Here is a 23,792-nt window from a genome sequence, read left to right as displayed (position 1 = left end):
TCGACGAGTTACGATTTGTAAAATCTTCGCGGGCGACGAAAGACGTTCTGAGCCATAGGGTGTTTTTTTAAAAAACCTATGAGGTATTTCAGATGCTGGTACGTCTTTTAACGCTACCCATACTCGCCGCATTGGCCTCACACGCAACGGCCAGCTGTGATGTGCCGGACTCACTGGTTAACCAAACCATGATCAATGTGGCCGATCCTCATTACTCGCCCAGCAACCCGAACGCTGGCAACTTGCTGCGTTTGAAACTGGATGAGGGCCGCTATCAGCTTGAGGTGCTGGGCACCGAGAGTGTGTCCAGCGGCGAATATACCTATCGCAAACACGCGCCGGATTTGGGCCAGCTGGTGATGCATGAGGTTTACCAGGGCGCCCCCGTGGATTACACGTTGACGCTGGTGTGTGAAACCAATCGTCGTGGCACTTTTGTGTTCAGCCAGCAATCAGGACCGATCAAGCCCGATGTTCGGCAAAATACCGGGCGTTATACGTTGTCGCACTAATCCCTTTACCGGCATCTGCATTTGATCCGTATGCACTGGCCACACTTCAATACGGTTTCGACATGTTCGGGCGGACAGAAAAGTCGAATGGCTTTGGCGAGTATCGAGTAGCTATTGCTGTATTTCTGATCCGCCGATAAACATGCGGCTACTAACCGCCGCTCGCAGCCCAGCGCGTCAAATAATCGCGCGTACACTTGCTGAGCGACTGAGGGACATTCTCGGGAGAGGGGGCTGTTCTGTAGTGATGCACAGAACGCACGCGCTCAGTTCCTGCTTTTTAAGGGCTGAATGGCGGTGATGGTGCGGCCACACGCGGTCAGTTCCCTCTCCCTCGGGAGAGGGCTAGGGTGAGGGGCTGCCTTACCCTCAAAGCTCCAATTTGTACCCCACCCCGTACAACGACTGAATCGGATCCTGCCCCGGACACGCCTGCGCCAGTTTGCGGCGCACGTTGCGAATATGGCTGTCCACCGTGCGGTCAGTCACCACGCGATGGTCCGAGTACAGTTTGTCCAGTAACTGATCCCGCGAAAACACCCGCCCCGGCGCCCGCGCAAAGGTACTCAGCAGCCGCAGTTCCACCGGCGTCAAGTCCAGCGCCACGCCATCAAAAGACGCCCGGTAGTGCTCTTCATCAATGTGGATACGGGCTTGAGCCACCACTTCCAGCTGCGGACTGCGACGCAAAATAGCCTTGACCCGGGCCACCACCTCGCGCGGGCTGAAGGGTTTGCAGATGTAGTCGTCAGCGCCAATATCCAACCCCAGCAGGCGGTCCACTTCTTCCACCCGCGCGGTGATCATGATCACCGGCACGGCGCTGAAACCGCGCAGTTCCTTGCAAATGTCCAGACCATCACGCCCCGGCAACATCAGGTCGAGCAGGATCAACCGAGGCGTGTGGCTGCGCACCCACGGGATCACCTCCAGGCCATTCACCAGGCAATGCACGGCGTACCCCGCCATTGACAGGTAATCGCGCATCAGCGTCGCCAGTTTTGGTTCGTCTTCAACAATCAGAATCTCTGCGTGCTCTTCCATGCTTACACCTTGCGTGGCAAACGCAGGCTAAGCCACAGGCCGCCCAGCGGTGAATGATCGGCCGTCAAACTGCCGCCGTGGGCAAGGACGATGCTGTGACAGATCGCCAACCCCAGCCCCGCACCGCCACTGGCGCGGTTGCGCGAAGCCTCGCCGCGATAGAAGCGCTCGAACAGGCGCGGCAGTTGTTGCGGGTCGACGCCAGGGCCCGAGTCCATCAGGCTAACCCGCACGTCGTCGCCGTCCGCGCTGGCGCTGATCACTAACAAGCCCCCCGCATCGGTATAACGCACAGCGTTTTCCAGCAGGTTGCCAAACAGTTGTTGCAGGCGCTTGGCATCCGCCTCAAGCAACAGCGACTGCTCCGGTAGTTTCAGTTCAACTTTCAATCCGGCCGCGTTGCAGCGTTCCTGAAACATCGCCACCACGGTTTCCAACAACTCATTGAGGTCGCATGGGCTTTTACGGTAGGTCAGCGCACCAACGTCGGCCAAGGACAGCTCATACAAATCGTCCACCAGCTTGCTGAGCATGCCGACTTCACCTTGCAGCGATTTCATGGAGCTGTGATCAAGGCTGCGCACACCGTCTTCAATGGCTTCCAGTTCACCGCGCAGCACCGACAGTGGGGTGCGCAGTTCATGGGACACATCGGCCATAAACTCGCGGCGCATTTTCTCGTTACGTTCCAGGGTATAGGCCAATTGGTTAAAGTCGCGGGCCAATTGGCCCACTTCGTCATTGGACGACACCTGTACCCGATTGCTGTATTCCCCGGCGGCCAGTTTATGGGTCGCCGCGGCCACGCGTTTGACCGGGTCGAGCAAGGTTCGGGCAATCCACCAGGCAATCAGCATCGCCAGCAGCAGCGACACAAAACCCATCGCCAGACTGGTTTGCAGTTGGTATTGCTGGAAGCGTGAACCACCCGCCTCGGTGACGCTTTGAAACGGCGTAACGGCCAGCCAGCCCACGACTTTGCCGTCCACTTCAATAGGGCGCAGCAGGGCGTCATCGGCGATGGACGGGTAGCCCGTCACGCGTTTTTTGTCCTGATCGAGCAGGGCGATGCGAAACAACGCGCCGGTCAGGTCGGAGGCGGAAGGGATTCGCAAGTCATGGGTCGTCGGCTCATCGGTGTGGTCAGGGCGCATGATTTCAAACCAGCGGTCTGGCTTGTTACGCAAAAACTCCCAGCTGCCTTCGCGCTCATAAGCACTGGCCAAACGCGGCAACACCGGCGCCATGCGCTCCAGCGCCTGCTCATTGAGGTAGCCGAGAAAGCCGCGGGTAAAGCTCCAACTGGTGGCCAGGCCCATGCTCAGGATCACAAACAACACGCTGGCCAGAACCGCGCTAAACAATTTGGTGGAGATACTCAGTTTCATGGGCTCGTGCGGGTCGGTGAATGACCCGCTCATTTAGGCCCCCGGACGACGAAGATTCAAGACGTGCAGACAATCTTCAATTTTCCTGCACATTTGTCTCGCAGCATGGGTCATGGCTAACGCCCCCCGTCATGCAGAGGCAGATATGTCGTTCAAACTCTTTACCAAATCCTTGGTCACCGCCGCCGTGGTGGTGTCGTTACTGCTGCTTATTGTGCTGAGCGGCTGTTCGGCGGGTGATTCCGCCCCCGTTGCGCAGACCCCCAAGGTGTCGGTGCTGACCGTGCAACCGCAACCTCAGGCGCTGACCACTGAACTGGCCGGGCGCACCCAAGCCTTTATGGTTGCGCAGATCCGTCCGCAGGTCAGTGGCATTGTGCAGCAGCGCCTGTTTGTCGAAGGGGCCGAGGTCAAGGCCGGTGAGGCGCTGTATCAAATTGACGCGGCGCCGTACAAGGCGGCCTTTACCCAGACGCAGGCCACCGCCGCCAAGGCCCGCGCCACGTTGAAGTCCACCCAGGCCACGGCCCGTCGCGATGCGCAACTGGCGAAGATCGATGCCATCAGCCAACAAGACAATGAAGACGCGCAGGTCAGCCTGCAAACCGCCGAGGCCGACCTGCAAGTGGCCTTGGCCGACGTTGAAACCGCGCGCATCAATCTGGCTTACACGCGCATCAGTTCGCCGCTCAGTGGCCGCATCGAAACCTCTACCGTGACCCCCGGCGCTTTGGTGGTGGCCAGTCAGGACACCGCACTGACCACCGTGCAGCAACTGGACCCGATCTATGTCGACGTCACCCAGTCGACCAGCGAGTTGCTGCGTCTCAAACGCGATCTGGCCAGCGGCACCCTGCAAAACAATGGTCAGGGCGAAACCCCGGTGCTGCTCAAGCTCGATGATGGCAGCACCTACAACCATGCCGGCAGCCTCAAATTCAGCGGCGTCACCGTCACTGAAGGCACCGGCACCGTGACCCTGCGCGCCGTGTTCCCCAACCCCGATCACCTGTTGTTGCCGGGCATGTATGTGCGCGCCGTGCTGGATCAGGCCATCGACGACAAAGCCATTTTGATCCCGCAAAAAGCCGTCATCCGCAGCGCCAGTGGCGTGACCTCGGTGCTGGTAGTGGTCGCGGGCAAAGTCGAACAGCGCGTGCTGACCATTGACCGTGCCGTGGGCAATCAATGGTGGGTCACCTCCGGGTTGAATGCCGGTGATCAGGTGATTGTCGAGGGCGGGCAGAAAGTCCGAGTGGGCAACGAGGTATTGGCACAAAACAGCGAAACCCGTTCGCTGCCGACCCGTGCGGCGCCCACTGCAATTGCCAAGGAGGGTTGAACATGGCGCGTTTCTTTATTGATCGGCCGATTTTCGCCTGGGTGATTGCCATTGTGATCATGCTCGCGGGCGCGCTGTCGATCACCCAATTGCCCCTTGAACAGTACCCGGACATTGCCCCGCCGACGGTGAAAATCGCCGCCACCTACACCGGTGCTTCGGCCAAGACGGTGGAGGACTCGGTGACTCAGGTGATCGAGCAGCAAATGACCGGTATCGACAAGCTGACCTACATGTCGGCCTCCAGCAGCTCGGCGGGCAGCGCCAGTATCAACCTCACCTTTGAAGCTGGCACTGACCCCGACGTCGCGCAGATGCAGGTGCAAAACAAACTCCAGCAAGTGGAATCGCGCCTGCCCAGCTCGGTGCAGAGCGAAGGCCTGACCGTGACCAAGGGTGGCTCGGACTTTTTGATGATTGCCGCGCTGGCCTCGGATAACCCGAGCGTGACCGGCACGCAGATTGGCGATTACATCTCCAGCACCTTGCTCGACTCCATCAGCCGCATCGACGGCGTGGGCGAGGTCAAGGCCATGGGTTCGGGCTACGCCATGCGCATCTGGCTGGACCCGGCACTGCTGGAAAAATATTCGCTGATGCCGTCCGATGTGAGCACGGCGCTGGAAGCACAAAACACTGAAGTCTCTGCGGGCCAGCTCGGCGCTTTGCCGGCAACGGCCGGGCAGCAACTCAACGCCACCATCACCGCGCGCAGCAAGCTGCAAACCGCTGAAGAATTTCGCAATGTGGTGGTCAAGTCCAACAGCGCCGGTGCCGTGGTGTTGCTCGGTGAGGTGGCCACGGTCGAGCTGGGCAGTGACAGCTATGACGTCAACTCGGCCCTTAATGGAAAACCGTCCGCCGCCATGGGCGTGCAACTGGCCACCGGCGCCAATGCGCTGAAAGTCGGTGAAGCGGTCAAGGCCAAGCTGGCCGAGCTGGAACCGTACTACCCGAGTGAAATGCAGCTCAAAAACGTGATCGCCTACGACACCACGCCGTTTGTCAGCCTGTCCATCGAAGAAGTGGTCAAGTCGCTGGGTGAGGCCATCGTGCTGGTGGTGCTGATCATGTTCCTGTTCCTGCAGAATTTTCGCGCCACGCTGATCCCGGCGATTACCGTGCCGGTGGTGCTGCTGGGCACCTTTGGTGTGCTGGCGATATTTGGTTACTCGATCAACACCCTGACCATGTTTGCCATGGTATTGGCCATCGGCTTGCTGGTGGATGACGCCATTGTGGTGGTGGAAAACGCCGAGCGGGTGATGAGCGAGAAGGGCTTGTCGCCGCTGGAGGCGACGCGTCAGTCGATGGATGAAATCACCAGCGCCTTGATCGGTATCGCTCTGGTGCTGAGCGCGGTGTTTATTCCCATGGCGTTTTTCAGCGGTTCGACCGGGATTATCTACCGCCAGTTTTCAGTGACGATTGTGTCGGCGATGGTGCTCTCGGTGCTGGTGGCCATGACCTTGACCCCGGCCCTGTGCGCAACCTTGCTCAAGCCGGTTGACCCTAACGGGCACGGCCCGCAGACCGGTTTCTTCGGCTGGTTCAACCGCACCTTTGAGCGCGGCGCGCAGGCGTATCAAGCCGTCGTCGGCAAGATTTTGCAGCGCAGTGGCCGCAGCCTGATGGTCTACGTGTTGGTGGTCGCCGCGATGGCGGTGGGCTACATCAAGCTGCCCACCTCGTTCCTGCCCGATGAAGATCAGGGCATCCTCATGGCGCAGATGCAATTGCCGGTGGGCGCCACCGATGACCGCACTCAAGCGGTGCTCAAACAGTTCGAGAGCTACATCCTGCAACAGCCGGAAGTCGAGGCCATGATCAGCATTTCCGGCATGGGCATGGGCGGCAACAGCCAGAACTCGGCGCGGGCGTTTATCCGTCTCAAGGACTGGAGCGAGCGCACTGGCGCCGGGCAGGATTCTGCGTCCATCGCGCAGCGCGCCACGCAGGCGCTGTCGAGCATCGGCGATGCCGATGTATTCGTGATGCAGCCGCCGGCCGTGCGCGGGTTGGGACAGAGTTCCGGGTTTGATTTGCAACTCAAGGACGTCGCCGGGCTGGGCCATGAAGCGCTGGTGGCGGCGCGTGAACAATTGATCGAGCTGGCCAAGCAAGACCCGCGCCTGCAAGGCGTGCGCAGCAACGGTCTGGACGACACGCCGCAGCTCAAGGTGACGATTGATGACCGCAAGGCCGGGGCGCTGAGCCTGACCACCAGCGACATCAACACCACGTTATCCACGGCGTTGGGCGGCAGTTACGTCAATGACTTCCTCAATCAGGGCCGGGTGAAAAAGGTTTATGTGCAAGGGCAGGCCTCGTCGCGGATGCAGGCTGACGACCTTGATCATTGGTTTGTGCGCAACAGCAATGACGAAATGGTGCCGTTCTCCTCGTTCGCCAGCAGCTCATGGACTTCCGGGTCGCCACTGCTGGAACGCTACAACGGCAGTTCGTCGCTGGAGGTGGTGGGCGATCCGGCACCGGGCGTGAGTTCCGGGGTGGCGATGGACGCTGTGGAGTCGATCATCAAGCAACTGCCTGAAGGCATCAGCTACGAATGGACGGGGCAGTCCTATCAACTGCGTCTGTCCGGCTCGCAAGCGCCGTTGCTGTATGCGATTTCGGTGCTGTTTGTGTTCCTGTGCCTGGCGGCGTTGTACGAGAGCTGGTCGGTGCCGTTTTCGGTGATGCTGGTGGTGCCGTTGGGCGTAGTGGGCGCAGTGTTGGCCACCCGCTTTAGCGGCCTGAGCAATGACGTGTACTTTCAGGTCGGGCTGTTGACCACCGTGGGGCTGGCGGCGAAGAACGCCATTCTGATCGTCGAATTCGCCAAGCACCTGCAAGAGCAGGGCAACAGTTTGATCGACGCCACGCTGATCGCGGTGCGCCAGCGCCTGCGGCCGATTTTGATGACCTCGCTGGCCTTTATGTTTGGCGTGTTGCCGCTGGCCATGAGTTCCGGCGCAGGTTCGGCCGGGCGTCAGGCCATCGGCACCGGTGTGCTGGGCGGCATGTTCAGCGCCACGGTGCTGGGGATCTTCTTTGTGCCGCTGTTCTTCGTGTTGATTCGCCGCCGTTTCAGCCGCGTGTCGACCCCCACCACTGACCGTACAGGTGAAGCATGAGTCGCTTTCGTTGGCCGCTGCTGGCCGTTTTCGCGCTGCTGGCTGGCTGCATCAATCTGGCGCCTGAATATGAGCGCCCGCAAGCACCGGTGGCCGAGCAATGGCTGCCGGGTGCCAGCACGCCCAAAGGGCAGGTGGCGGCGGACATTCAATGGCAGCAGTTTTTTACCGATCCGCGGCTGGCGCAGTTGCAGACCCTGGCCTTGGCCAACAACCGCGACCTGCGGGTGGCCAGCCTGAATATCGGAAAGGCTCAGGCGCAATACCGCATCCAGCGTGCCGCCTCGTTTCCGGGGATCGACGCCAGCGTCAGCGGCAGTTCCAGCCGGGCCAACAGCAGCACCAGCCACAGCTACAGTGCCGAACTGGGGTTGAGCAGCTATGAAGTGGACGTATTCGGGCGGGTCAAAAACCTTCAGGACGAAGCGCTGCAATCCTATCTGGCGCTGACCGAAACCCGGCGCAGCACCCAGATCAGCATGGTCGCCGAAGTGGGCACCGCATGGTTGACGTTGGCGGCGGACAACGAGCGCCTGAAGTTGGCGCAAGAGACGCTGACCAGCCAGCAGTCCACCTACGAACTGACCCAGCGCAGCCATGGTTTGGGCGGTTCATCGGGGCTGGCGGTCTCTGAGGCGCAAACCACCGTGGAATCGGCGCGGGTCGATGTGGCCGAGTACGCCAGTCAGGTGCTGCAAGATCAGAATGCGCTGCGCCTGTTAGTGGGCAGCGACATCCCGGCCAACCTGCTGCCGGGCGACAGCCTGGAATCGGCGGCGATGCTGGTGCAAGTGCCAGCCGAGTTGCCGTCCACCTTGTTGCAGCGTCGCCCGGACGTACTGGCCGCTGAACATACCTTGATGTCCGCCAACATCGACATTGGCGCGGCGCGGGCAGCGTTCTTCCCCAGCATCACCCTGACCGCCGGTGCCGGGTCAGCCAGCACCAGCCTGTCGAGCCTGTTCAAGGCCGGCAGCGGCGCGTGGAGTTTTGCGCCGAGCATCAGCCTGCCGATCTTCGACGCGGGCAGTAATCGGGCTACGCTGGACTCAGCCAAAGTGGAGCGCCAAATTCAGGAGCAGACCTACCAGTTGACCTTGCAGACCGCGTTCAAGGAAGTGGCCGATGCACTGGCGGTGCGCAGCACCCTGGACCAGCGCCTGAGCGCCCAGCAAGCGCTGACCGAAGCCAGCCGCAAAAGCTACGAACTGTCGGATGCGTTGTACCGGGGAGGCTCGCAAAGCTTCCTTGAAGCGCTGGTGTCCCAGCGTTCGCTGTACAGCGCCGAACAAGACCTGATCACCCTGCGACTGGCCGAACAAAGCAACCGCGTGACGTTATACAAAGTGCTGGGCGGTGGCTGGAACTGAGTGCAGGCCTACCTTTTACGGTCGCTGCGCAACCGATCGCAGCCTTCGGCAGCGACTACAGGTTTTACGTCGGATATTTCATTGAAAAGGAGCTGTCATGATCGCCCTTCAAACCCTGCGCCGGTTATTACTCGGCAGCACAGTGCTTCTCCTGCAATTGCCCAGTTTGGCCCATGCCCAAATGCCCATCGCGGCGCTGCCCGTGGTCAAACCCGCCATCAGTTGCGCGGCCCTGACTCAGACGGATTTGCAGCCCATCGGCGGCAAAGGCAGCCAAGTGCTTTCGGCCAGCGAAACCACCACCGACGGCATCACCGCCTGCGAAGTGCAGGGCACGCTGGCGCCCAGCATCGGTTTCAAAGTCATCCTGCCGACCCACACCTGGACTCAGCGCTACCTGCAAGTCGGCTGCGGCGGCCTGTGCGGGCGAATTTCGATGCAGGTGGGCGCGGCGGACAGCTGTGCGCCACTCAACAGTGGCGGCTTTGTTCTGGCGGCCACCGATATGGGCCATGAAGGCATGGACAACAGTTGGGGCAACGACCCGCAGAAGCGCGCAGACTTCGCCCACCGAGGCGTGCACCTGACGGCGCTGGCGGCGAAAAAACTGATCGCCACGTTCTACGGGCAACAGCCGACGTATGCCTATTTCACCGGGTGTTCCGATGGCGGGCGCGAGGCCTTGATGGAAGCCCAGCGTTACCCGGACGATTTCAACGGCATTATCGCCGGGGCCCCGGCCCTGAATTTTCAGGTGCAGAACTCGATCTATCACGCCTGGCAGGCGCGCTCCAATACGGACGAGCAGGGCAAGGCGATTTTGATCGCGTCGCGTTTGCCGATCCTGCACAAGGCGGTATTGCAACAGTGCGACGGGCTGGACGGTCAGGTCGATGGCCTGATCAGCGACCCTCGGGCCTGCCATTTTGACCCCGGCGTGGTGCAGTGCAAGGCGTCAGCCACGGACACTTCGGCTTGCCTGACGACCGCAGAAGTCAACGCGGCGCGGCGCTTTTATGAAGGCCCGCGTGATCCTGCGAGCGGCGAACGCCTGACCATCGCCGGGCCGCAGCCGGGTTCCGAGTTGGCGTGGGCCGGGGTGTTTGTACCAGACAGCGTCGATCAGCCGATCAACAGCGAAAAAATGGCGCTGGATGCGTTGCGCAATCTGGCTTTCGAGCACAACCCGGGGTCGGATTTCAGCTTGGCGGACGTCAAGTTCGATCGCAGCACCTTTGATCAACTGCGCCCGCTGCACCCGTTGTACGACGCCACCAACCCGGATTTGTCGGCGTTCGCGCAGCGTGGCGGCAAGCTGATCCTGTGGCACGGCTGGGCCGACCCGCATATCTCGCCGCTGAACACCATCGCTTATCACCAAGCGTTAGAGGTGCAGATGGGTAAATCGAAGGCCGAGTCCTTTGAGCGCCTGTACCTGTTGCCGGGCGTTTACCACTGCGCCGGTGGTGAAGGCCCAAGCCTGCTCGACCTGCTGACGCCGATGATGTCATGGGTTGAAAAAGGCCAAGCGCCGGGTGCCATCGTGACCCTGCAAGCCAGCAGTACACAGTCGGGCCCCAGCGAGTTCGGCGCGCCGACCAACCTGCCGGCCAATGCCGAGAAAAAACCGCTGATACCTGAGGTGGCGCAAGACCCGGCCAACGAAGGGCGCACGCGTCTGGTGTTCCCGTACCCGGATGTGGCGGTGTATGACGGCAAAGGCGATGTGAAATCAGCCGACAGTTACGTACCTGGCAAGGCCAGCGCGGATGAAAAAACACCGCAATGGATGGGCTCGGACTTCTTTACCCCCTATGCGCCGCTGCAACGCTAAGGGTGTGGGCCAAGACGTGAGGGACCCGCTTAACATCACCTGATAAGTAAAACCGATACCCGCTTAAGGATTTCCCAGAGGCGGGGAAGGCCCGTGCGGCTTTAGAGTCACGCCCAGGATTCGAGGGTGTGGCTGCTGTCTGAAGTCGCGTTGGTGTCTGCACCCATCGGTATGACTACAAAAATAATAAGGTGAAAAATATGACTCTCGAAACGGTCGATATAAAAGCCTGGATCGACGACAGGCCCGTGGCCAAATACCAGTGGCTGATTCTGGCACTGTGTTTTTTCGTGGTGCTGTTCGACGGCTTTGATGTGGCAGTGATGGGCTTTGTCGCGCCGTCGCTGATTCAGGAATGGGGTCTGTCGCGGGCTGCATTTGGCCCGGTGATGAGTGCCGGTATGGTCGGTCTGGCCATCGGCGCACTGACCGCGGGCCCCTACGCGGACCGTTTGGGTCGCAAGAGAATCATGCTGTTTGCGGTCACCGGCTTCAGCATCTTGAGCCTGGCTTGCGCCTTCGCCCGCAACCCCTATGAACTGGCGTTCCTGCGTTTGCTGACCGGCGTGGCGCTGGGTGCCGCGTTGCCCAACACCACCACGCTGTTGGCCGAATACCTGCCTGAGCGCAACCGTGCGTTGTTCATCACCATCATGTTCACCGGCTTCAATATGGGCTCGGGGCTGGGCGGTTTTGTCGCCGCTTGGCTGATCCCCAGCCACGGCTGGCAGTCGGTGTTGCTGTTTGGCGGGATCATGCCGTTGCTGCTGTTGCCCTTCCTGTGGCTGTTGCTGCCCGAATCCGCACGGTTTTTGGCGGCGCACAATGCCTCAGCCAGTCAAATCGCTAACGTGCTGAACAAGTTGGGCGGCACCTTTACGGCGGCCACACGCTTTGTCATGTCCGAACCTCAGGTACAACACAAAGCACCGGTGCGTATGTTGTTCACCGACCAATACCGCTTTGGCACGCTGGCTCTGTGGCTGACGTATTTCATGGGCCTTTTGGTGATCTACCTGACCATGGGCTGGATGCCGACCTTGCTGCGCGACGGTGGTTTGTCCATCGAACGGGCGGCGACCATCACCGGGCTGTTCCAGATTGGCGGCACCGTGGGTGCCATTGTGGTGGGCTGGGCGATGGACCGGCACAACCCCAACGCCGTGATCGCCACGTCCTATGCCTTGGGCGGCGCGTTTATTCTGCTGCTCGGCGCGTTCAGTCTGGAGTCCAGCCTGTTGGCCGTGGGCGTGATTGCCGCGGGCTTTTGCATGAGCGGCGCGCAGACCGGGCTTAACGCCTTTGCGCCGGGTTTTTACCCGACTGATTGCCGCGCCACCGGGGTCAGCTGGATGCTCGGCATTGGCCGCTTCGGCGCCATCTTCGGCTCGCTGATCGGCGGTGCCGTGCTCAGCCTTGGGCTGGGCTTGCCGTTACTGTTTGCGATGCTCTCGGTGCCGGCCTTTTTTGCCGCGCTGGCGATTCTGGGCAATGGCCGGGCACGTCGCCGCGCCATCAGTCGCGCAGCGCTGGCGCACTAATTCGTTTATTTCAAGGAACTCGTCATGGCACGCATTATCGGTGGCCTCGCTGTCTCTCATACCCCGACCATTGGCTTCGCCGTCGATCACGACAAGCAGCATGAAGCGGCGTGGGCACCCATTTTTGAAGGCTTCGAGCCGATCAAGGTGTGGCTCAAAGAGCAGCAACCGGACGTGTTGTTTTACATCTTCAATGACCACGTCACCTCGTTCTTCTTCGACCACTACGGCGCGTTCTCGCTGGGCGTCGACGAACGTTATGAAGTGGCCGACGAGGGCGGCAACCCGCGTTCGTTGCCGGGCATTGGCGGTCACGCGGCCTTGTCACGGCACATCGGCGAAAGCCTGATGGCCGACGAATTCGACATGAGTTTTTTCCGTGACAAACCGCTGGACCACGGCTTCTTCTCGCCCATGTCGGCGCTGCTGCCCCACGAGCCGGACTGGCCTGTAGAGATCGTACCGTTGCAGGTTGGCGTGTTGCAGTTTCCCATTCCCAGTGCGTTGCGTTGCTACAAGCTGGGGCTGGCGCTGCGCCGGGCGATTGAAAGCTACCCCGAGGATTTGAAAGTGGCCATCGTCGCCACGGGCGGGGTGTCGCATCAGGTTCACGGCGAGCGCTGCGGTTTTAACAACCCCGAGTGGGACGCGCAGTTTGTGGATCTGCTGGTCAATGATCCGGTGCGTCTGACCGAGATGACCCTGGCCGAATTTGCCACGTTGGGCGGGCTGGAAGGTGCGGAAGTGATCACCTGGCTGATCATGCGCGGTGCGTTGTCGGCCACCGTGAAAAACCTGCATCAAGACTATTACCTGCCGTCCATGACCGGAATTGCCACGCTGTTGCTGGAAAATCAGGACCGCCCGGTACCCGCCGAAGTCAACGCGCGGCATCTGGCGCACATGCAGCACCAGTTGGCCGGCATTGAAAAGCTCGAAGGCACTTATCCGTTCACCCTGGAGCGCAGTGCCAAGGGTTATCGGCTCAACAAATTCCTGCACCGCATGATCGAGCCAGAGTGGCGGGAACGCTTTTTGGCCGAGCCTGAAGTGCTGTTTAGCGAGGCTGGACTCAGTGACGAAGAGCGCGACCTGTTGCGCCGTCGTGACTGGCGCGGGCTGATTCATTACGGGGTGATTTTCTTCGTGCTGGAAAAACTCGCGGCGGTGCTGGGCATCCCCAACTTGCAGGTGTATGCCGCGATGCGTGGTGAGCGCCTTGAAGACTTTATCCAGACCCGCAACCAGCAAGTGCTCTATTCAGTGGCGGGCAAAGCCAAGCGCTGATCCCGGCGCATTAAACCGATCTGCTCAACCAAAAAACGGAAAATAATAACAATGAATTCCACCCTGAACGTTCGCACCTGTTGCGCGCTGGCGCTGGCCTGCGCGCTGCCTTTACCGACTCAGGCTGCCGGGTTTGTCGATGACGCCAGCGTCAACCTCAACCTGCGCAACTTCTTCATCAACCGCAACTTCACCAACCCCGGCAATGCCCAAGGGTTGGCGCAGGAATGGACACAGAACTTCATTCTGGACGCCAAGTCCGGCTTCACCCAAGGCACGGTTGGCTTTGGCGTGGATGCTTTGGGGCTGTACTCGATCAAACTCGATGGCGGCAAAGGCAGCGGCGGCACCCAACTGTTGCCGGTGGGCAGCGACGGGCGTCCGGCTGACGACTTCGGGCGTCTGGCGGTGGCTGGCAAAATGAAAATCGGCAAGACCGTGCTCAAAGTCGGTGAATGGATGCCGGTGCTGCCGATCTTGCGTTCCGACGATGGCCGTTCATTGCCGCAAACCTTTGAAGGCGCTCAAGTCACGTCGCAGGACATCGACGGCCTGAGCCTCTATGGCGGCCAGTTCCGCAAAAACAGCCCGCGTAACGATTCGAGCATGGAAGACATGTTCATGCAGGGCAACGCCGCGGTCACGTCCGATCGCTTCAACTTTGTCGGGGGTGAATACACCTTCAATGAGAAGCGCACGCTGATCGGGCTGTGGAATGCCGAGCTGAAGGACATCTACCAACAGCAATACCTGCAAGTGACCCACAGCCAGCCGTTGGGCGACTGGACGCTGGGCGCCAATCTGGGTTATTTCCGCGGCAGCGAAGACGGCAGCGCCAAAGCCGGCAACCTGGACAACCGCACGATTTCGGCGCTGCTTTCTGCGCGGTATGGTGCCAGTACTTTCTATGTCGGCCTGCAAAAGGTCAGTGGCGACGATGGCTGGATGCGGGTCAACGGCACCAGCGGCGGCACCTTGGCCAACGACTCGTTCAACGCCAGCTACGACAGTGCCAAAGAGAAATCCTGGCAGGTGCGTCATGACTACAACTTTGCGGCGCTGGGTGTACCGGGTTTGACGTTGATGAACCGCTACATCAGCGGCGACAACGTACACACGGGCACCATCACAGACGGCAAGGAATGGGGGCGCGAAACCGAACTGGCGTATGTGTTGCAGGAGGGGACGTTTAAAGACCTGAACCTGCGGGTGCGCAACTCCACCATGCGTCGGGACTACAGCACCAACGAGTTTGACGAAACGCGGGTGATCGTCAGCTATCCGTTGAGTATTTTGTAGCAGCTGCCGAAGGCGGCGTCCGATTGCGTAGCGATCGCAGGTTTTACGACGGCTACGCCGCCGGACGCCGCCTGCGGCAGCTGCTACGGGGGGGGGGTTATTCGGTCACTCGGCGGATCATGTCCATCAACGCTTGAGCAACCGGCGACGGCAAGCTGGCGGTGCGTGTGGTCAAACCAATTGGGCGGGTGGTGTGTTTGAGTTCCAGTGGCAGGATGCACAGTTCGCCGCTGGCGATCTCCGGCTCAAGCTGGTGGGCCGACACCGCCGCCAGCATGTCTGAGCGCAACAACAAGCCGCGAATGATCGCCATGTCGCCACTTTCAACCACAGGACGTGGCGGTGCGATGCCGAACGCGCTGAAACAATCATCCAGCATATGCCGGGCGGGCGATCCCGCGCGCGGCAAAACCCATTGCGCGCCGCTCAGTTCACTCGCCAACGCACCTTGCTCAGTCAGCGGATGACCGCGCCGTCCCAGCACCACCATCTCCTCCGTCAGCAACGCTTCGCCTGTCAGGTCACTGGCGTACGCCGTCGAGCGCAAGGCGCCGAAGATAAAATCCACGTCGCCTGCACGCAGTTCAGTCGCCAGTAAATCAAACGGACTTTCGTTGGTGATCACCTGAATGCCGGGGTGCAACGCCATCAACTGCACAATGGCCTCAGGCAGGATGCGGGTGCGGCCCAAGGGCAGGGCGCCGACCTGGACAACACCTTGCAAGCGGCCGCGAATGGCGGTGAGGTCAGTGTCAATGTGGCGCAGCTCGTTCAGCGCCCGGCGGATCGGGAACAGAATGTCCAGACTGGCCCGTGTCGGCAGCAAACCACGGGGCGTGCGCTCGAACAGCGCTTTGCCGCAGCCGCTTTCAAGTACCTTGAGGGTCGAACTGACGGCGGGCTGGCTCAGGCCCAGCAAGCTGGCCACGGTTTGCATATGGTGGGTTTCGCAGAGTTTGACGAACACCTGCAAGCGTCTGGCCTGAAACAGATACAGCGGCTCGTTGAGGTGTTTGTCGGTCCCAGCCAGCAATGCCGGCACCGATTCCAGCTCGGCCAGTACGCGCCGCGCCCGAGGCAGCAAACGGGTGCCGTAATCGGTCAGGCGCATGCCGTTGGCGTGACGTTCAAACAAGGGCACGCCGAGGCGCGTTTCCAGTTCGCCAATCGAGCGGGTGACCACGGACTGCGCCCGGAACAGCGCCTCAGAGGCTTTGGACACGCTGCCGTAATCGGCTACCCGGACAAAGGCGCGCACGTGCATCAGGCTCGGCAGTTCACGGGTTTGCATAAAGGTCGGCTCGCAGGTCAGCGTGTGAGGCGGACTATGCCTCTGGTGCCCTGGTCTGGCAATAAATAAAACGCATACCTGAAACAGGCTTACGCATTACTGCGGCGCAGCCCGGGGGTGCGATCCTTCGACCACTGTTGAAGGAGCCTGTCAATGAACTCAAACCCGAAAACCGCGCTGGTGGTCAGCGCTCATTCCGCCGATTTTGTCTGGCGTGCGGGCGGTGCCATCGCCCTGCATGCGCAACAGGGTTACGCGGTGCATATCGTCTGCCTGTCGTTCGGTGAGCGAGGCGAGTCGGCCAAGCTGTGGCGCAAAGGCGAAATGACCGAGCAGTTGGTCAAGGATGCGCGCCGCGAAGAAGCGCAGCGCGCCGCCGATATTCTGGGTGCCTCGGTGGAGTTTTTTGACATCGGCGATTACCCGATGCGCGCCGACAAGGACACGCTGTTCCGTCTGGCCGATGTGTATCGCCGGGTACAACCGGAATTTGTCCTCAGCCATTCGATCAAAGACCCGTACAACTATGATCATCCGCTGGCCATGAACCTCGCCCAGGAGGCGCGGATCATTGCGCAGGCGGAAGGTTATCGTCCGGGCGAAACCATCATTGGCGCCCCGCCCGTGTACAGCTTTGAGCCGCATCAGCCCGAGCAGTGCGAATGGCGCCCGGATGTGCTGCTGGACATCACCGAGGTGTGGGACAAAAAGTACGCGGCGATTCAGTGCATGGCCGGTCAGGAGCATCTGTGGGAGTACTACACCCGTGTCGCGTTGCAGCGCGGTGTGCAGGCCAAACGTAACGTGGGCATCGCGTCCAGCCGCAACATTGTTTACGGCGAGGGCTATCAAAGCCTGTTCCCGCGAGTAACGGAGAATCTGGCATGAGTGATTTGATCGGCAAAACCGGCATTGTGTTGCGTCATATCCAACGCGCCGAGGCGGCGCTGGTGGACGAACTTGGCCGTTACGGTGTCGCCACGATCCATGAAGCGCAAGGCCGCAAAGGCTTGCTGGCCTCGGCCATCACGCCGATTCAGCGGGGCACGGTGATCAGCGGTACGGCGGTGACGGTACTGGTCGCGCCGGGTGACAACTGGATGTTTCATGTGGCCGTGGAGCAATGCCAGCCCGGCGATATTCTGGTGGTGGCGCCGACCTCGCCCTGCACTGACGGTTATTTCGGTGACTTGCTCGCGACTTCACTCAAGGCCCGTGGCGTGCGTGCCCTGATCATCGACGGCGGGGTGCGCGACACACACACCTTGCGCGGCATGGGTTTCCCGGTGTGGTCGCGGGCCATCAGTGCCCAAGGCACGATCAAGGAAACGTTAGGCTCGGTCAACTTGCCAATTGTGTGCGCGGGCCAGTTGGTCAATGCCGGCGATGCGGTGGTGGCGGATGACGACGGGGTGGTGATTGTGCGTCGCGCCGAGGTGGCGCAGGTGGTTGCAGCCAGTCGCCAACGTGCCGATCTGGAAGACCAGAAGGCCTTGCGTCTGGCCAAGGGCGAGTTGGGGCTGGATATTTACAACATGCGCGAGCGGTTGGCCGAGAAGGGCTTGCGCTATATCGACAGCCTCGACGAGCTTGGGGACTGAGCATGGCGCAAACCCGTATTCCCTGTGTGTTGATGCGGGGCGGCACCTCCAAGGGCGCGTACTTTCTGGCCGCAGACCTGCCCGCGCAGGCCGACCTTAGAGATCGCGTGCTGTTGGCGGTGATGGGCTCGCCGGACCGGCGCCAGATTGACGGCATCGGCGGCGCGGATTCACTGACCAGCAAGGTGGCGCTCGTCCAGCCATCGCTGCGCCCGGACGCGGATGTCGATTACCTGTTTGGGCAAGTGTTGGTGGATGAACCCCGGGTCGATTACGGGCAGAACTGCGGCAACATTCTCGCCGGGGTTGGGCCGTTTGCCATTGAGCGCGGGCTCGTGCCGGTGACGGGCGAGCGGACGGTGGTGCGTATTTTTATGCAAAACACCGGACAGATCGCGGTCGCCCACGTTCCGACGGCGGCGGGTGAGGTGGTGTACACGGGTGATGCGCGCATCGACGGCGTTCCGGGGACGGCGGCGCCCTTGATCGTCGAGTTTGAAGACATTGCTGGCTCCAGTTGCGGGGCACTGTTGCCCACGGGCCATGCACGCGATGTGTTTGACGGGGTCGAAGTCACCTGTATCGACAATGGCATGCCGGTGGTGCTGCTACGCGCGCAAGATGTTGGTTGCAGCGGCTATGAAAGCCCACAGCAGCTTGAGGCGGACAGCGTGTTGAAGGCGCGCCTTGAAGCCATACGCTTGCAGGCCGGGCCACGGATGAATCTGGGGGATGTCAGCCAGCGCAACGTGCCGAAAATGTGTCTGGTGGCGGCGGCTCAGGCGGGTGGAGCGTTGAGTACACGTTCGTTTATCCCTCACCGTTGCCATACCAGTATTGGCGTGTTTGGTGCGGTGAGCGTTGCTTCGGCATGTTTGATTGAGGGGAGCGTGGCGGCGGAGCTGGCGGATGCGAGCGAGGGTGACGTCAGGCGTCTTTCGATCGAACACCCGACGGGCGAGTTCTCCGTGGAGTTGCGCTTGCACGATGGGCAGCTTGTGGGCTGCGGCTTGATCCGCACGGCCCGCGCATTGTTCGACGGCTTTGTGTGTATCTCGGCGTCTGTGTGGCCGGGCAGGGGGAACGCCATTACCTGAGCAGGGTCCACTGATGGTCTATGCTCCAGAGCCACACCTGCCGGTGGGCTCTTCGGCGGGATCAGACCCGGAACTCAGGAGGCTAGCGATGAGCAAGAAGATACTCGTGGTACTGACCAGTGTTGAAAAATATCCCGACCTCAAGCGGCCCACGGGCTTGTGGCTGGGCGAAGCGGTGCATTTTGTGCAGAAGGTGGAGGCGGCCGGGTATGAGGTGGACTACGTCAGTCCGCAAGGCGGCTACACGCCTATCGACCCGCACAGCCTGTCCGAAGACATGACGTCCGAAATTGATTGGGAGTGGTATCACAACAAGGCCTTCATGAATCGTTTGGGCGCGACGCTCAGGCCAGACCAGGTCAAGCCGGACGATTACGTGGCGATCTATTACGCAGGCGGTCATGGCGTGATCTGGGATTTCCCGGACAACGAACAATTGCAGGCGCTGAGTCGGCATATTTATGAAAACGGCGGGGTGGTTTCGTCGGTCTGCCATGGCGCTGTGGGCCTGCTCAATATCAAGCTGTCCGACGGCCAATTGCTGATCAAGGACAAACGGGTGACCGGTTTCTCCAATGAAGAGGAAGCGTTGGCCGGGCTGGATAAAGTGGTGCCCTATTTGACCGAGACAGAGCTGGTTAAACGCGGTGCTCACTATCAAAAAGCGGATAAACCCTGGGCCCCGTTTGCCCTTGAAGACCAGCGCTTGGTGACGGGCCAGAATCCTGCGTCGGGTGGCGCCGTAGCCGACCTCGTATTGGCGACCCTGTCATAAAGTAGCCTGCCCTTTGTCTGATGCCGACCACGTCTGTCGGCATCAGCGTCTCTCCAGCCTTCGTCCAGGCCACATTAAACTTTTGAATCCCCTGCATATTCTGTAGCCTTGCGCGCGCAGTAGATCACCCGTGCCTGATAACCCACACTCTTCCGGCCGGACTTTAAAGGTCCAGAGCCGGTGGTACACTCGACTTTCGCGCACTAGCGCTTGCAGGTCTTGCGAACATGACGCAAATATCCGAACGACTTCTGGTTCAAGCCCATCTCGATGCCAAGCAACCCAAACCGTTGACTGAGGCACAAGAGGCCACACTGCGCGCCGCGATTGCAGCGGAACTTAAAGCCCGCGATGCGGTGCTGGTGGCGCACTTTTACTGTGATCCGGTGATTCAGGCCCTGGCCGAAGAGACGGGCGGTTGTGTGTCCGACTCGCTGGAAATGGCGCGCTTTGGCGCAGCCCATCCCGCCAAGACGATTCTGGTGGCCGGTGTGCGGTTTATGGGCGAGACGGCGAAAATCCTGACCTCTGAAAAACGCATTCTGATGCCGACACTGGAAGCCACGTGCTCGCTGGATCTGGGCTGCCCGGTGAAAGAGTTTTCGGCGTTTTGCGACCAGCACCCCGAACGCACGGTGGTGGTGTATGCCAACACCTCGGCGGCGGTTAAAGCCCGGGCGGACTGGGTGGTGACATCAAGCTGCGCGCTGGAGATTGTCGAAAGCCTGATGGATAACGGCGAAACCATTATCTGGGGCCCGGATAAGCATTTGGGGCGCTACATCCAGCGTCAGACCGGCGCCGACATGCTGCTGTGGGATGGTGCGTGCATCGTTCACGAAGAATTCAAGTCCAAACAGCTTGAAGACATGAAGGCGCTGTACCCGGACGCTGCGATTCTGGTACACCCGGAGTCGCCGGAGTCGGTGATTGATCTGGCGGATGCGGTGGGTTCGACCAGTCAGTTGATTGCGGCGGCGCAAAACCTGCCGAATAAAACTTTTATCGTAGCGACCGATCGCGGCATTTTTTACAAAATGCAGCAGCTGTGCCCGGACAAGGTGTTTATTGAAGCGCCGACTGCGGGTAACGGTGCGGCGTGCCGCAGTTGCGCGCATTGCCCGTGGATGGCGATGAACACGTTGGAGCGTACGCTTGAGTGTTTGCAGCAAGGCACGAACGAGATTTTTGTTGATCCGGCGCTGGTGCCGAACGCGGTGCGCCCCCTTAAACGGATGCTGGATTTTACACAGGCGGCACGATTGAAATTGGCGGGGAATGCCTGACCCTCACCCCAACCCTCTCCCAAAGGGAGAGGGGGCCGGTCAGTTCCCTCTCCCTCCGGGAGAGGGCTAGGGTGAGGGGCTTTTCAGTCAGTTCATCATTTCCTTGAGCGCCCGCTCCTGATCCATCAGCTCGCGCTTGCGCGCATCCAGCCTTGCCGACAACTGGAAGTTGTTCGTCAGCTTCTGGGCATAATCCAGCTGTTGTATGGCCTGCCGGTAATCCCCGACCAAGGCAAAGTATTCGGCCCGCGCTTGATGCAGACCAATAATGTTGCCCGACAAGCCTCGCGTTTCAGCCACTGAATACCAGACATCCGGGTCATCCGGCCGGCTTTTGAGCAGGGCTTCCAGCGCCTTGTCCGCTTCCTTCGGTTTGTTCTGCTTGAGCAACAGGTCGACGCGCATCTGGTTGAGCGGGTAATTGCCAGGATACAAGGTGCGCATGCGATCAACCCGTTGCTGAGCGTCATCCAGCCGGTTGTTGGCCATGTCCAGCTCGATTTGCGCCAGGTTGTAGGTGATGTCGTTGGGCGACTTGTCCAATAGCACCTTTAAATTGGCGCGCGCATCGTTGAACTGACTGCCTTTTATTTGGGCGATCGCCAAACCATAACGGGCAACGTCATTTTTCGGATTTTCATCCAGCTGCTGGCGAAAGCGTTTGGCCGCGATGCCGGGCGTTTCTTCGTAATTGAGCTGCACGCGGGCGCGAATCAACTGGTAACGCAGGCTGTCTTCCGTGCCCCCAGGCCGGGCTTGCTCGGCACGGTTGCGGGTGTCGGCAATACGCGATTCGGTCACCGGGTGAGTCAGCAGAAATTCAGGTGGCCGGGAGTCAAAACGGTATTGGCGCATCAAACGCTCAAACATGGTGGGCATGGAGCGTGGGTCGTAGCCGGCTTTTTCCAGATTGAGCAGGCCGATGCGGTCGGCCTCTTGTTCATTTTGGCGCGAGAAACGCCGTTGTTCCTGCACAGCAGCGGCCTGAGTGCTGGCAATCGCGGCAATGCCAGCGTCACCCGCACCGGCCGCGGCGGCGACGATTCCGGCCAGCAGGGCGGCCATCATCGGCAGTTGCATGCGTTGTTGGGCTTCTACGCCCCGAGCGAAGTGGCGTTGTGACAAGTGAGCCAGTTCGTGAGCCAGTACCGAGGCATATTCACCTTCGGTTTGCGCATTGAGAAACAACCCGCCATTGACCCCAATGATCCCGCCCGGCGCCGCAAAGGCGTTGAGCTGCGGGCTGTTGATCAGAATGAATTCCAGACGGCGGTCTTGCACTTGACTGGTTTCAACCAGTTTATAAACGCTGGTTTCAACATAATCCTTGAGCTGCGGATCGTTGAGCTGCGACACCTGCCCGCGCAGCATGCTCAACCAGGCACGGCCCAGTTGGTACTCTTGTTGGGGGGAGACAATGGACGAGCTGGCGTCGCCCAGAGACGGTAAATCGTCGGCGAAACTCGGTGATGCGAGCAGGCAAGCGAGCGTCAACAAGGTCGGGCGCAGAAAAGTCATGCACAAAGCTCTGGTCGATAAAGCGCTTACTGTAGCTGCACACGTGGCTGGCGACCAGTAGCGGCTCGGCTTGGGGTATTCTAGCCGGCCGCAAAAGGCCCACTTCAGAGGAATCCATCATGAATGAAACCTTCGCCCATGATGTTGAGCTGGATGCGTCAGGCTTGAATTGCCCGTTGCCATTGCTCAAAGCCAAGATGGCGCTGAACAAAATGCTCAGTGGTCAGACGCTTAAAGTGATCGCCACGGACGCAGGCTCTGTGCGCGACTTTCACACATTCGCGCGTTTGGCCGGACATGCGTTGTTGCATGAACAGGCCGATGCCGGCACTTACCGTTACTGGCTGCGCAAGGCTTGACGCCTGCTCAGCCTTCTCCCGAGGAAAACTGATGTTCAACGTGTTGCGTGGTTGGGTACAGCGCTATTTTTCAGATGAGGAGGCCGTGGTGCTGGCGGTACTTCTGGTGCTGGCCTTCACCGCCGTACTGACTTTGGGTGGCATGCTGGCGCCGGTGTTGGCAGGCATGGTGCTGGCCTATCTGATGCAAGGGCTGGTGGTTGCGCTGGAACGCCTGCGGGTGCCCGCTGCGGCCGCTGTCGGGTTGGTGTTTGCGCTGTTTATGGGGTTGCTGCTGGTGTTTCTGGTGGTGGTATTGCCGTTGCTGTGGCACCAGTTGATCACGCTGTTCAACGAGCTGCCCGGCATGCTGGCCAAGTGGCAATCGCTGTTGCTGCTGTTACCGGAGCGCTACCCGCATCTGGTCTCGGATGAGCAGGTGTTGCAAGCCATTGAAGTGGCGCGTAGCGAAATAGGCAAATTCGGCCAGTTGGCCCTGACCTTTTCCCTGTCCAGCTTGCCGCTGCTGGTCAACATCATGATCTATTTGGTGCTGGTGCCGATCCTGGTGTTTTTCTTTCTCAAGGACCGCTCATTGATCGGGCGCTGGGCGCGGGGGTACTTGCCTCGTGAGCGGGCGTTGATTACCCGTGTCGCCGAAGAAATGAATCGTCAGATTGCCAACTACATTCGCGGCAAGGTCATCGAAATCTTTATTTGCGGCGGTGTGACCTACATCGCTTTCGTGACGATGGGCCTTAACTACGCGGCTTTGCTGGCATTGCTGGTGGGTGTTTCTGTGGTGGTGCCTTACGTGGGCGCAGTGGTGGTCACGGTGCCGGTGCTGTTGATCGCGCTGTTTCAATGGGGGTGGAGCGATCAGTTTATTTACCTGATGGCTGTGTACGGGATCATTCAGACCCTGGATGGCAATGTGCTGGTGCCGTTGCTGTTCTCCGAGGCGGTGAGCCTGCACCCGGTGGCAATTATTTGCGCCGTGCTGTTGTTTGGCGGGTTGTGGGGTTTCTGGGGGGTATTCTTTGCCATCCCGCTGGCCACTCTGTTCAAGGCCGTGCTCGACGCTTGGCCGCGTGAACAGCAAGCGGTCGCACCGCTGCTGTGAATCGCTGAA

The 23,792-nt window shown here is 60.3% G+C and carries 19 protein-coding genes; 15 read left to right on the top strand and 4 right to left on the bottom strand.

Annotated features, from left to right (window positions below):
- The first annotated feature begins 92 nt into the window (after positions 1-92).
- The gene (locus GHN86_RS12775; RefSeq protein ID WP_153378656.1) at positions 93-512 is read left to right on the top strand and encodes a hypothetical protein; all 420 of its coding nucleotides are present in this window, start codon (positions 93-95) and stop codon (positions 510-512) included.
- A 369-nt stretch (positions 513-881) separates the two neighbouring features.
- On the opposite strand, the gene GHN86_RS12770 is transcribed toward GHN86_RS12775, so the two are convergent.
- Positions 882-1,556 carry a response regulator gene (locus tag GHN86_RS12770; protein WP_153378655.1) on the bottom strand — a complete coding sequence of 225 codons (675 nt, stop codon included), beginning with the start codon at positions 1,554-1,556 and terminating at the stop codon, positions 882-884.
- A gap of 2 nt (positions 1,557-1,558) precedes the next feature.
- Positions 1,559-2,977, bottom strand: a complete 1,419-nt coding sequence (baeS, locus tag GHN86_RS12765) for a sensor histidine kinase efflux regulator BaeS (protein ID WP_153378654.1) — start codon at positions 2,975-2,977, stop codon at positions 1,559-1,561.
- 112 nt (positions 2,978-3,089) lie between these two features.
- Here baeS and GHN86_RS12760 point away from each other — a divergent pair, with 112 nt between their 5' ends.
- The 7 genes from GHN86_RS12760 (at position 3,090) to GHN86_RS12730 (ending at position 14,754) form a co-directional block, all read left to right on the top strand.
- A complete protein-coding gene (locus GHN86_RS12760) occupies positions 3,090-4,286 on the top strand; it encodes an efflux RND transporter periplasmic adaptor subunit (protein WP_153386686.1) in 1,197 nt (398 codons plus the stop codon).
- A gap of 2 nt (positions 4,287-4,288) precedes the next feature.
- On the top strand, positions 4,289-7,423 hold the full coding sequence (locus tag GHN86_RS12755) for an efflux RND transporter permease subunit (protein WP_153378652.1): 3,135 nt from the start codon (positions 4,289-4,291) through the stop codon (positions 7,421-7,423).
- On the top strand, positions 7,420-8,793 hold the full coding sequence (locus GHN86_RS12750) for an efflux transporter outer membrane subunit (RefSeq protein ID WP_153378650.1): 1,374 nt from the start codon (positions 7,420-7,422) through the stop codon (positions 8,791-8,793). Before GHN86_RS12755 ends, GHN86_RS12750 begins: the two co-directional genes overlap by 4 nt.
- A 97-nt stretch (positions 8,794-8,890) precedes the next feature.
- Complete coding sequence (locus tag GHN86_RS12745; protein ID WP_153378648.1) at positions 8,891-10,627, top strand: tannase/feruloyl esterase family alpha/beta hydrolase; 1,737 nt, start codon at positions 8,891-8,893, stop codon at positions 10,625-10,627.
- Positions 10,628-10,827: 200 nt separating this feature from the next.
- Positions 10,828-12,168 (top strand): MFS transporter, encoded by a 1,341-nt coding sequence (locus GHN86_RS12740; RefSeq protein ID WP_153378647.1) that lies wholly within the window; start codon positions 10,828-10,830, stop codon positions 12,166-12,168.
- A gap of 24 nt (positions 12,169-12,192) precedes the next feature.
- A complete protein-coding gene (locus tag GHN86_RS12735; RefSeq protein ID WP_153378646.1) occupies positions 12,193-13,455 on the top strand; it encodes a gallate dioxygenase in 1,263 nt (420 codons plus the stop codon).
- Between the two features lie 51 nt (positions 13,456-13,506).
- Positions 13,507-14,754 carry an OprD family porin gene (locus tag GHN86_RS12730; protein WP_153378644.1) on the top strand — a complete coding sequence of 416 codons (1,248 nt, stop codon included), beginning with the start codon at positions 13,507-13,509 and terminating at the stop codon, positions 14,752-14,754.
- A gap of 97 nt (positions 14,755-14,851) precedes the next feature.
- On the opposite strand, the gene GHN86_RS12725 is transcribed toward GHN86_RS12730, so the two are convergent.
- Positions 14,852-16,045, bottom strand: a complete 1,194-nt coding sequence (locus tag GHN86_RS12725) for a LysR family transcriptional regulator (protein ID WP_153386684.1) — start codon at positions 16,043-16,045, stop codon at positions 14,852-14,854.
- Between the two features lie 153 nt (positions 16,046-16,198).
- Here GHN86_RS12725 and galB point away from each other — a divergent pair, with 153 nt between their 5' ends.
- The 5 genes from galB (at position 16,199) to nadA (ending at position 20,804) form a co-directional block, all read left to right on the top strand.
- The gene (gene galB, locus GHN86_RS12720; RefSeq protein ID WP_153378640.1) at positions 16,199-16,933 is read left to right on the top strand and encodes a 4-oxalmesaconate hydratase; all 735 of its coding nucleotides are present in this window, start codon (positions 16,199-16,201) and stop codon (positions 16,931-16,933) included.
- Entirely contained in the window at positions 16,930-17,646 is a 717-nt protein-coding gene (locus GHN86_RS12715; protein ID WP_153378638.1) for a 4-carboxy-4-hydroxy-2-oxoadipate aldolase/oxaloacetate decarboxylase, read from the top strand. Before galB ends, GHN86_RS12715 begins: the two co-directional genes overlap by 4 nt.
- 2 nt (positions 17,647-17,648) lie before the next feature.
- Positions 17,649-18,743 carry a 4-oxalomesaconate tautomerase gene (locus GHN86_RS12710; RefSeq protein ID WP_153386682.1) on the top strand — a complete coding sequence of 365 codons (1,095 nt, stop codon included), beginning with the start codon at positions 17,649-17,651 and terminating at the stop codon, positions 18,741-18,743.
- Positions 18,744-18,831: 88 nt separating this feature from the next.
- The gene (locus tag GHN86_RS12705; protein WP_153378636.1) at positions 18,832-19,518 is read left to right on the top strand and encodes a type 1 glutamine amidotransferase domain-containing protein; all 687 of its coding nucleotides are present in this window, start codon (positions 18,832-18,834) and stop codon (positions 19,516-19,518) included.
- A 227-nt stretch (positions 19,519-19,745) separates the two neighbouring features.
- Complete coding sequence (gene nadA, locus GHN86_RS12700; RefSeq protein ID WP_153378634.1) at positions 19,746-20,804, top strand: quinolinate synthase NadA; 1,059 nt, start codon at positions 19,746-19,748, stop codon at positions 20,802-20,804.
- Between the two features lie 87 nt (positions 20,805-20,891).
- Here the strand turns inward: nadA and GHN86_RS12695 are convergent, their stop codons facing one another.
- Complete coding sequence (locus GHN86_RS12695; protein ID WP_153378632.1) at positions 20,892-22,322, bottom strand: M48 family metalloprotease; 1,431 nt, start codon at positions 22,320-22,322, stop codon at positions 20,892-20,894.
- A 119-nt stretch (positions 22,323-22,441) separates the two neighbouring features.
- On the opposite strand from GHN86_RS12695, the gene GHN86_RS12690 reads away from it, so the two are divergent.
- Together GHN86_RS12690 and GHN86_RS12685 are read left to right on the top strand one after the other, a co-directional pair.
- Positions 22,442-22,681 carry a sulfurtransferase TusA family protein gene (locus tag GHN86_RS12690; protein WP_153378631.1) on the top strand — a complete coding sequence of 80 codons (240 nt, stop codon included), beginning with the start codon at positions 22,442-22,444 and terminating at the stop codon, positions 22,679-22,681.
- 31 nt (positions 22,682-22,712) lie between these two features.
- Positions 22,713-23,783 (top strand): AI-2E family transporter, encoded by a 1,071-nt coding sequence (locus GHN86_RS12685; RefSeq protein ID WP_153378628.1) that lies wholly within the window; start codon positions 22,713-22,715, stop codon positions 23,781-23,783.
- Positions 23,784-23,792 lie beyond the last annotated feature (9 nt).

The sequence above is a fragment of the Pseudomonas helleri genome (assembly GCF_009600315.1).
GTDB classification, from domain to species: domain Bacteria; phylum Pseudomonadota; class Gammaproteobacteria; order Pseudomonadales; family Pseudomonadaceae; genus Aquipseudomonas; species Aquipseudomonas helleri_A.
The sequence above is the reverse complement of the archived record's forward strand: the minus strand, read 5'-3'. Positions and strand labels throughout refer to the sequence as shown.

What these genes read in the sequence shown, in the direction of transcription:
- GHN86_RS12775 (WP_153378656.1), top strand. Translation starts at nt 93, where the DNA reads ATGCTGGTACGTCTTTTAACGCTACCCATACTCGCCGCATTGGCCTCA.
- GHN86_RS12770 (WP_153378655.1), bottom strand. Translation starts at nt 1,556, where the DNA reads ATGGAAGAGCACGCAGAGATTCTGATTGTTGAAGACGAACCAAAACTG.
- baeS (WP_153378654.1), bottom strand. Translation starts at nt 2,977, where the DNA reads ATGAGCGGGTCATTCACCGACCCGCACGAGCCCATGAAACTGAGTATC.
- GHN86_RS12760 (WP_153386686.1), top strand. Translation starts at nt 3,090, where the DNA reads ATGTCGTTCAAACTCTTTACCAAATCCTTGGTCACCGCCGCCGTGGTG.
- GHN86_RS12755 (WP_153378652.1), top strand. Translation starts at nt 4,289, where the DNA reads ATGGCGCGTTTCTTTATTGATCGGCCGATTTTCGCCTGGGTGATTGCC.
- GHN86_RS12750 (WP_153378650.1), top strand. Translation starts at nt 7,420, where the DNA reads ATGAGTCGCTTTCGTTGGCCGCTGCTGGCCGTTTTCGCGCTGCTGGCT.
- GHN86_RS12745 (WP_153378648.1), top strand. Translation starts at nt 8,891, where the DNA reads ATGATCGCCCTTCAAACCCTGCGCCGGTTATTACTCGGCAGCACAGTG.
- GHN86_RS12740 (WP_153378647.1), top strand. Translation starts at nt 10,828, where the DNA reads ATGACTCTCGAAACGGTCGATATAAAAGCCTGGATCGACGACAGGCCC.
- GHN86_RS12735 (WP_153378646.1), top strand. Translation starts at nt 12,193, where the DNA reads ATGGCACGCATTATCGGTGGCCTCGCTGTCTCTCATACCCCGACCATT.
- GHN86_RS12730 (WP_153378644.1), top strand. Translation starts at nt 13,507, where the DNA reads ATGAATTCCACCCTGAACGTTCGCACCTGTTGCGCGCTGGCGCTGGCC.
- GHN86_RS12725 (WP_153386684.1), bottom strand. Translation starts at nt 16,045, where the DNA reads ATGCAAACCCGTGAACTGCCGAGCCTGATGCACGTGCGCGCCTTTGTC.
- galB (WP_153378640.1), top strand. Translation starts at nt 16,199, where the DNA reads ATGAACTCAAACCCGAAAACCGCGCTGGTGGTCAGCGCTCATTCCGCC.
- GHN86_RS12715 (WP_153378638.1), top strand. Translation starts at nt 16,930, where the DNA reads ATGAGTGATTTGATCGGCAAAACCGGCATTGTGTTGCGTCATATCCAA.
- GHN86_RS12710 (WP_153386682.1), top strand. Translation starts at nt 17,649, where the DNA reads ATGGCGCAAACCCGTATTCCCTGTGTGTTGATGCGGGGCGGCACCTCC.
- GHN86_RS12705 (WP_153378636.1), top strand. Translation starts at nt 18,832, where the DNA reads ATGAGCAAGAAGATACTCGTGGTACTGACCAGTGTTGAAAAATATCCC.
- nadA (WP_153378634.1), top strand. Translation starts at nt 19,746, where the DNA reads ATGACGCAAATATCCGAACGACTTCTGGTTCAAGCCCATCTCGATGCC.
- GHN86_RS12695 (WP_153378632.1), bottom strand. Translation starts at nt 22,322, where the DNA reads ATGACTTTTCTGCGCCCGACCTTGTTGACGCTCGCTTGCCTGCTCGCA.
- GHN86_RS12690 (WP_153378631.1), top strand. Translation starts at nt 22,442, where the DNA reads ATGAATGAAACCTTCGCCCATGATGTTGAGCTGGATGCGTCAGGCTTG.
- GHN86_RS12685 (WP_153378628.1), top strand. Translation starts at nt 22,713, where the DNA reads ATGTTCAACGTGTTGCGTGGTTGGGTACAGCGCTATTTTTCAGATGAG.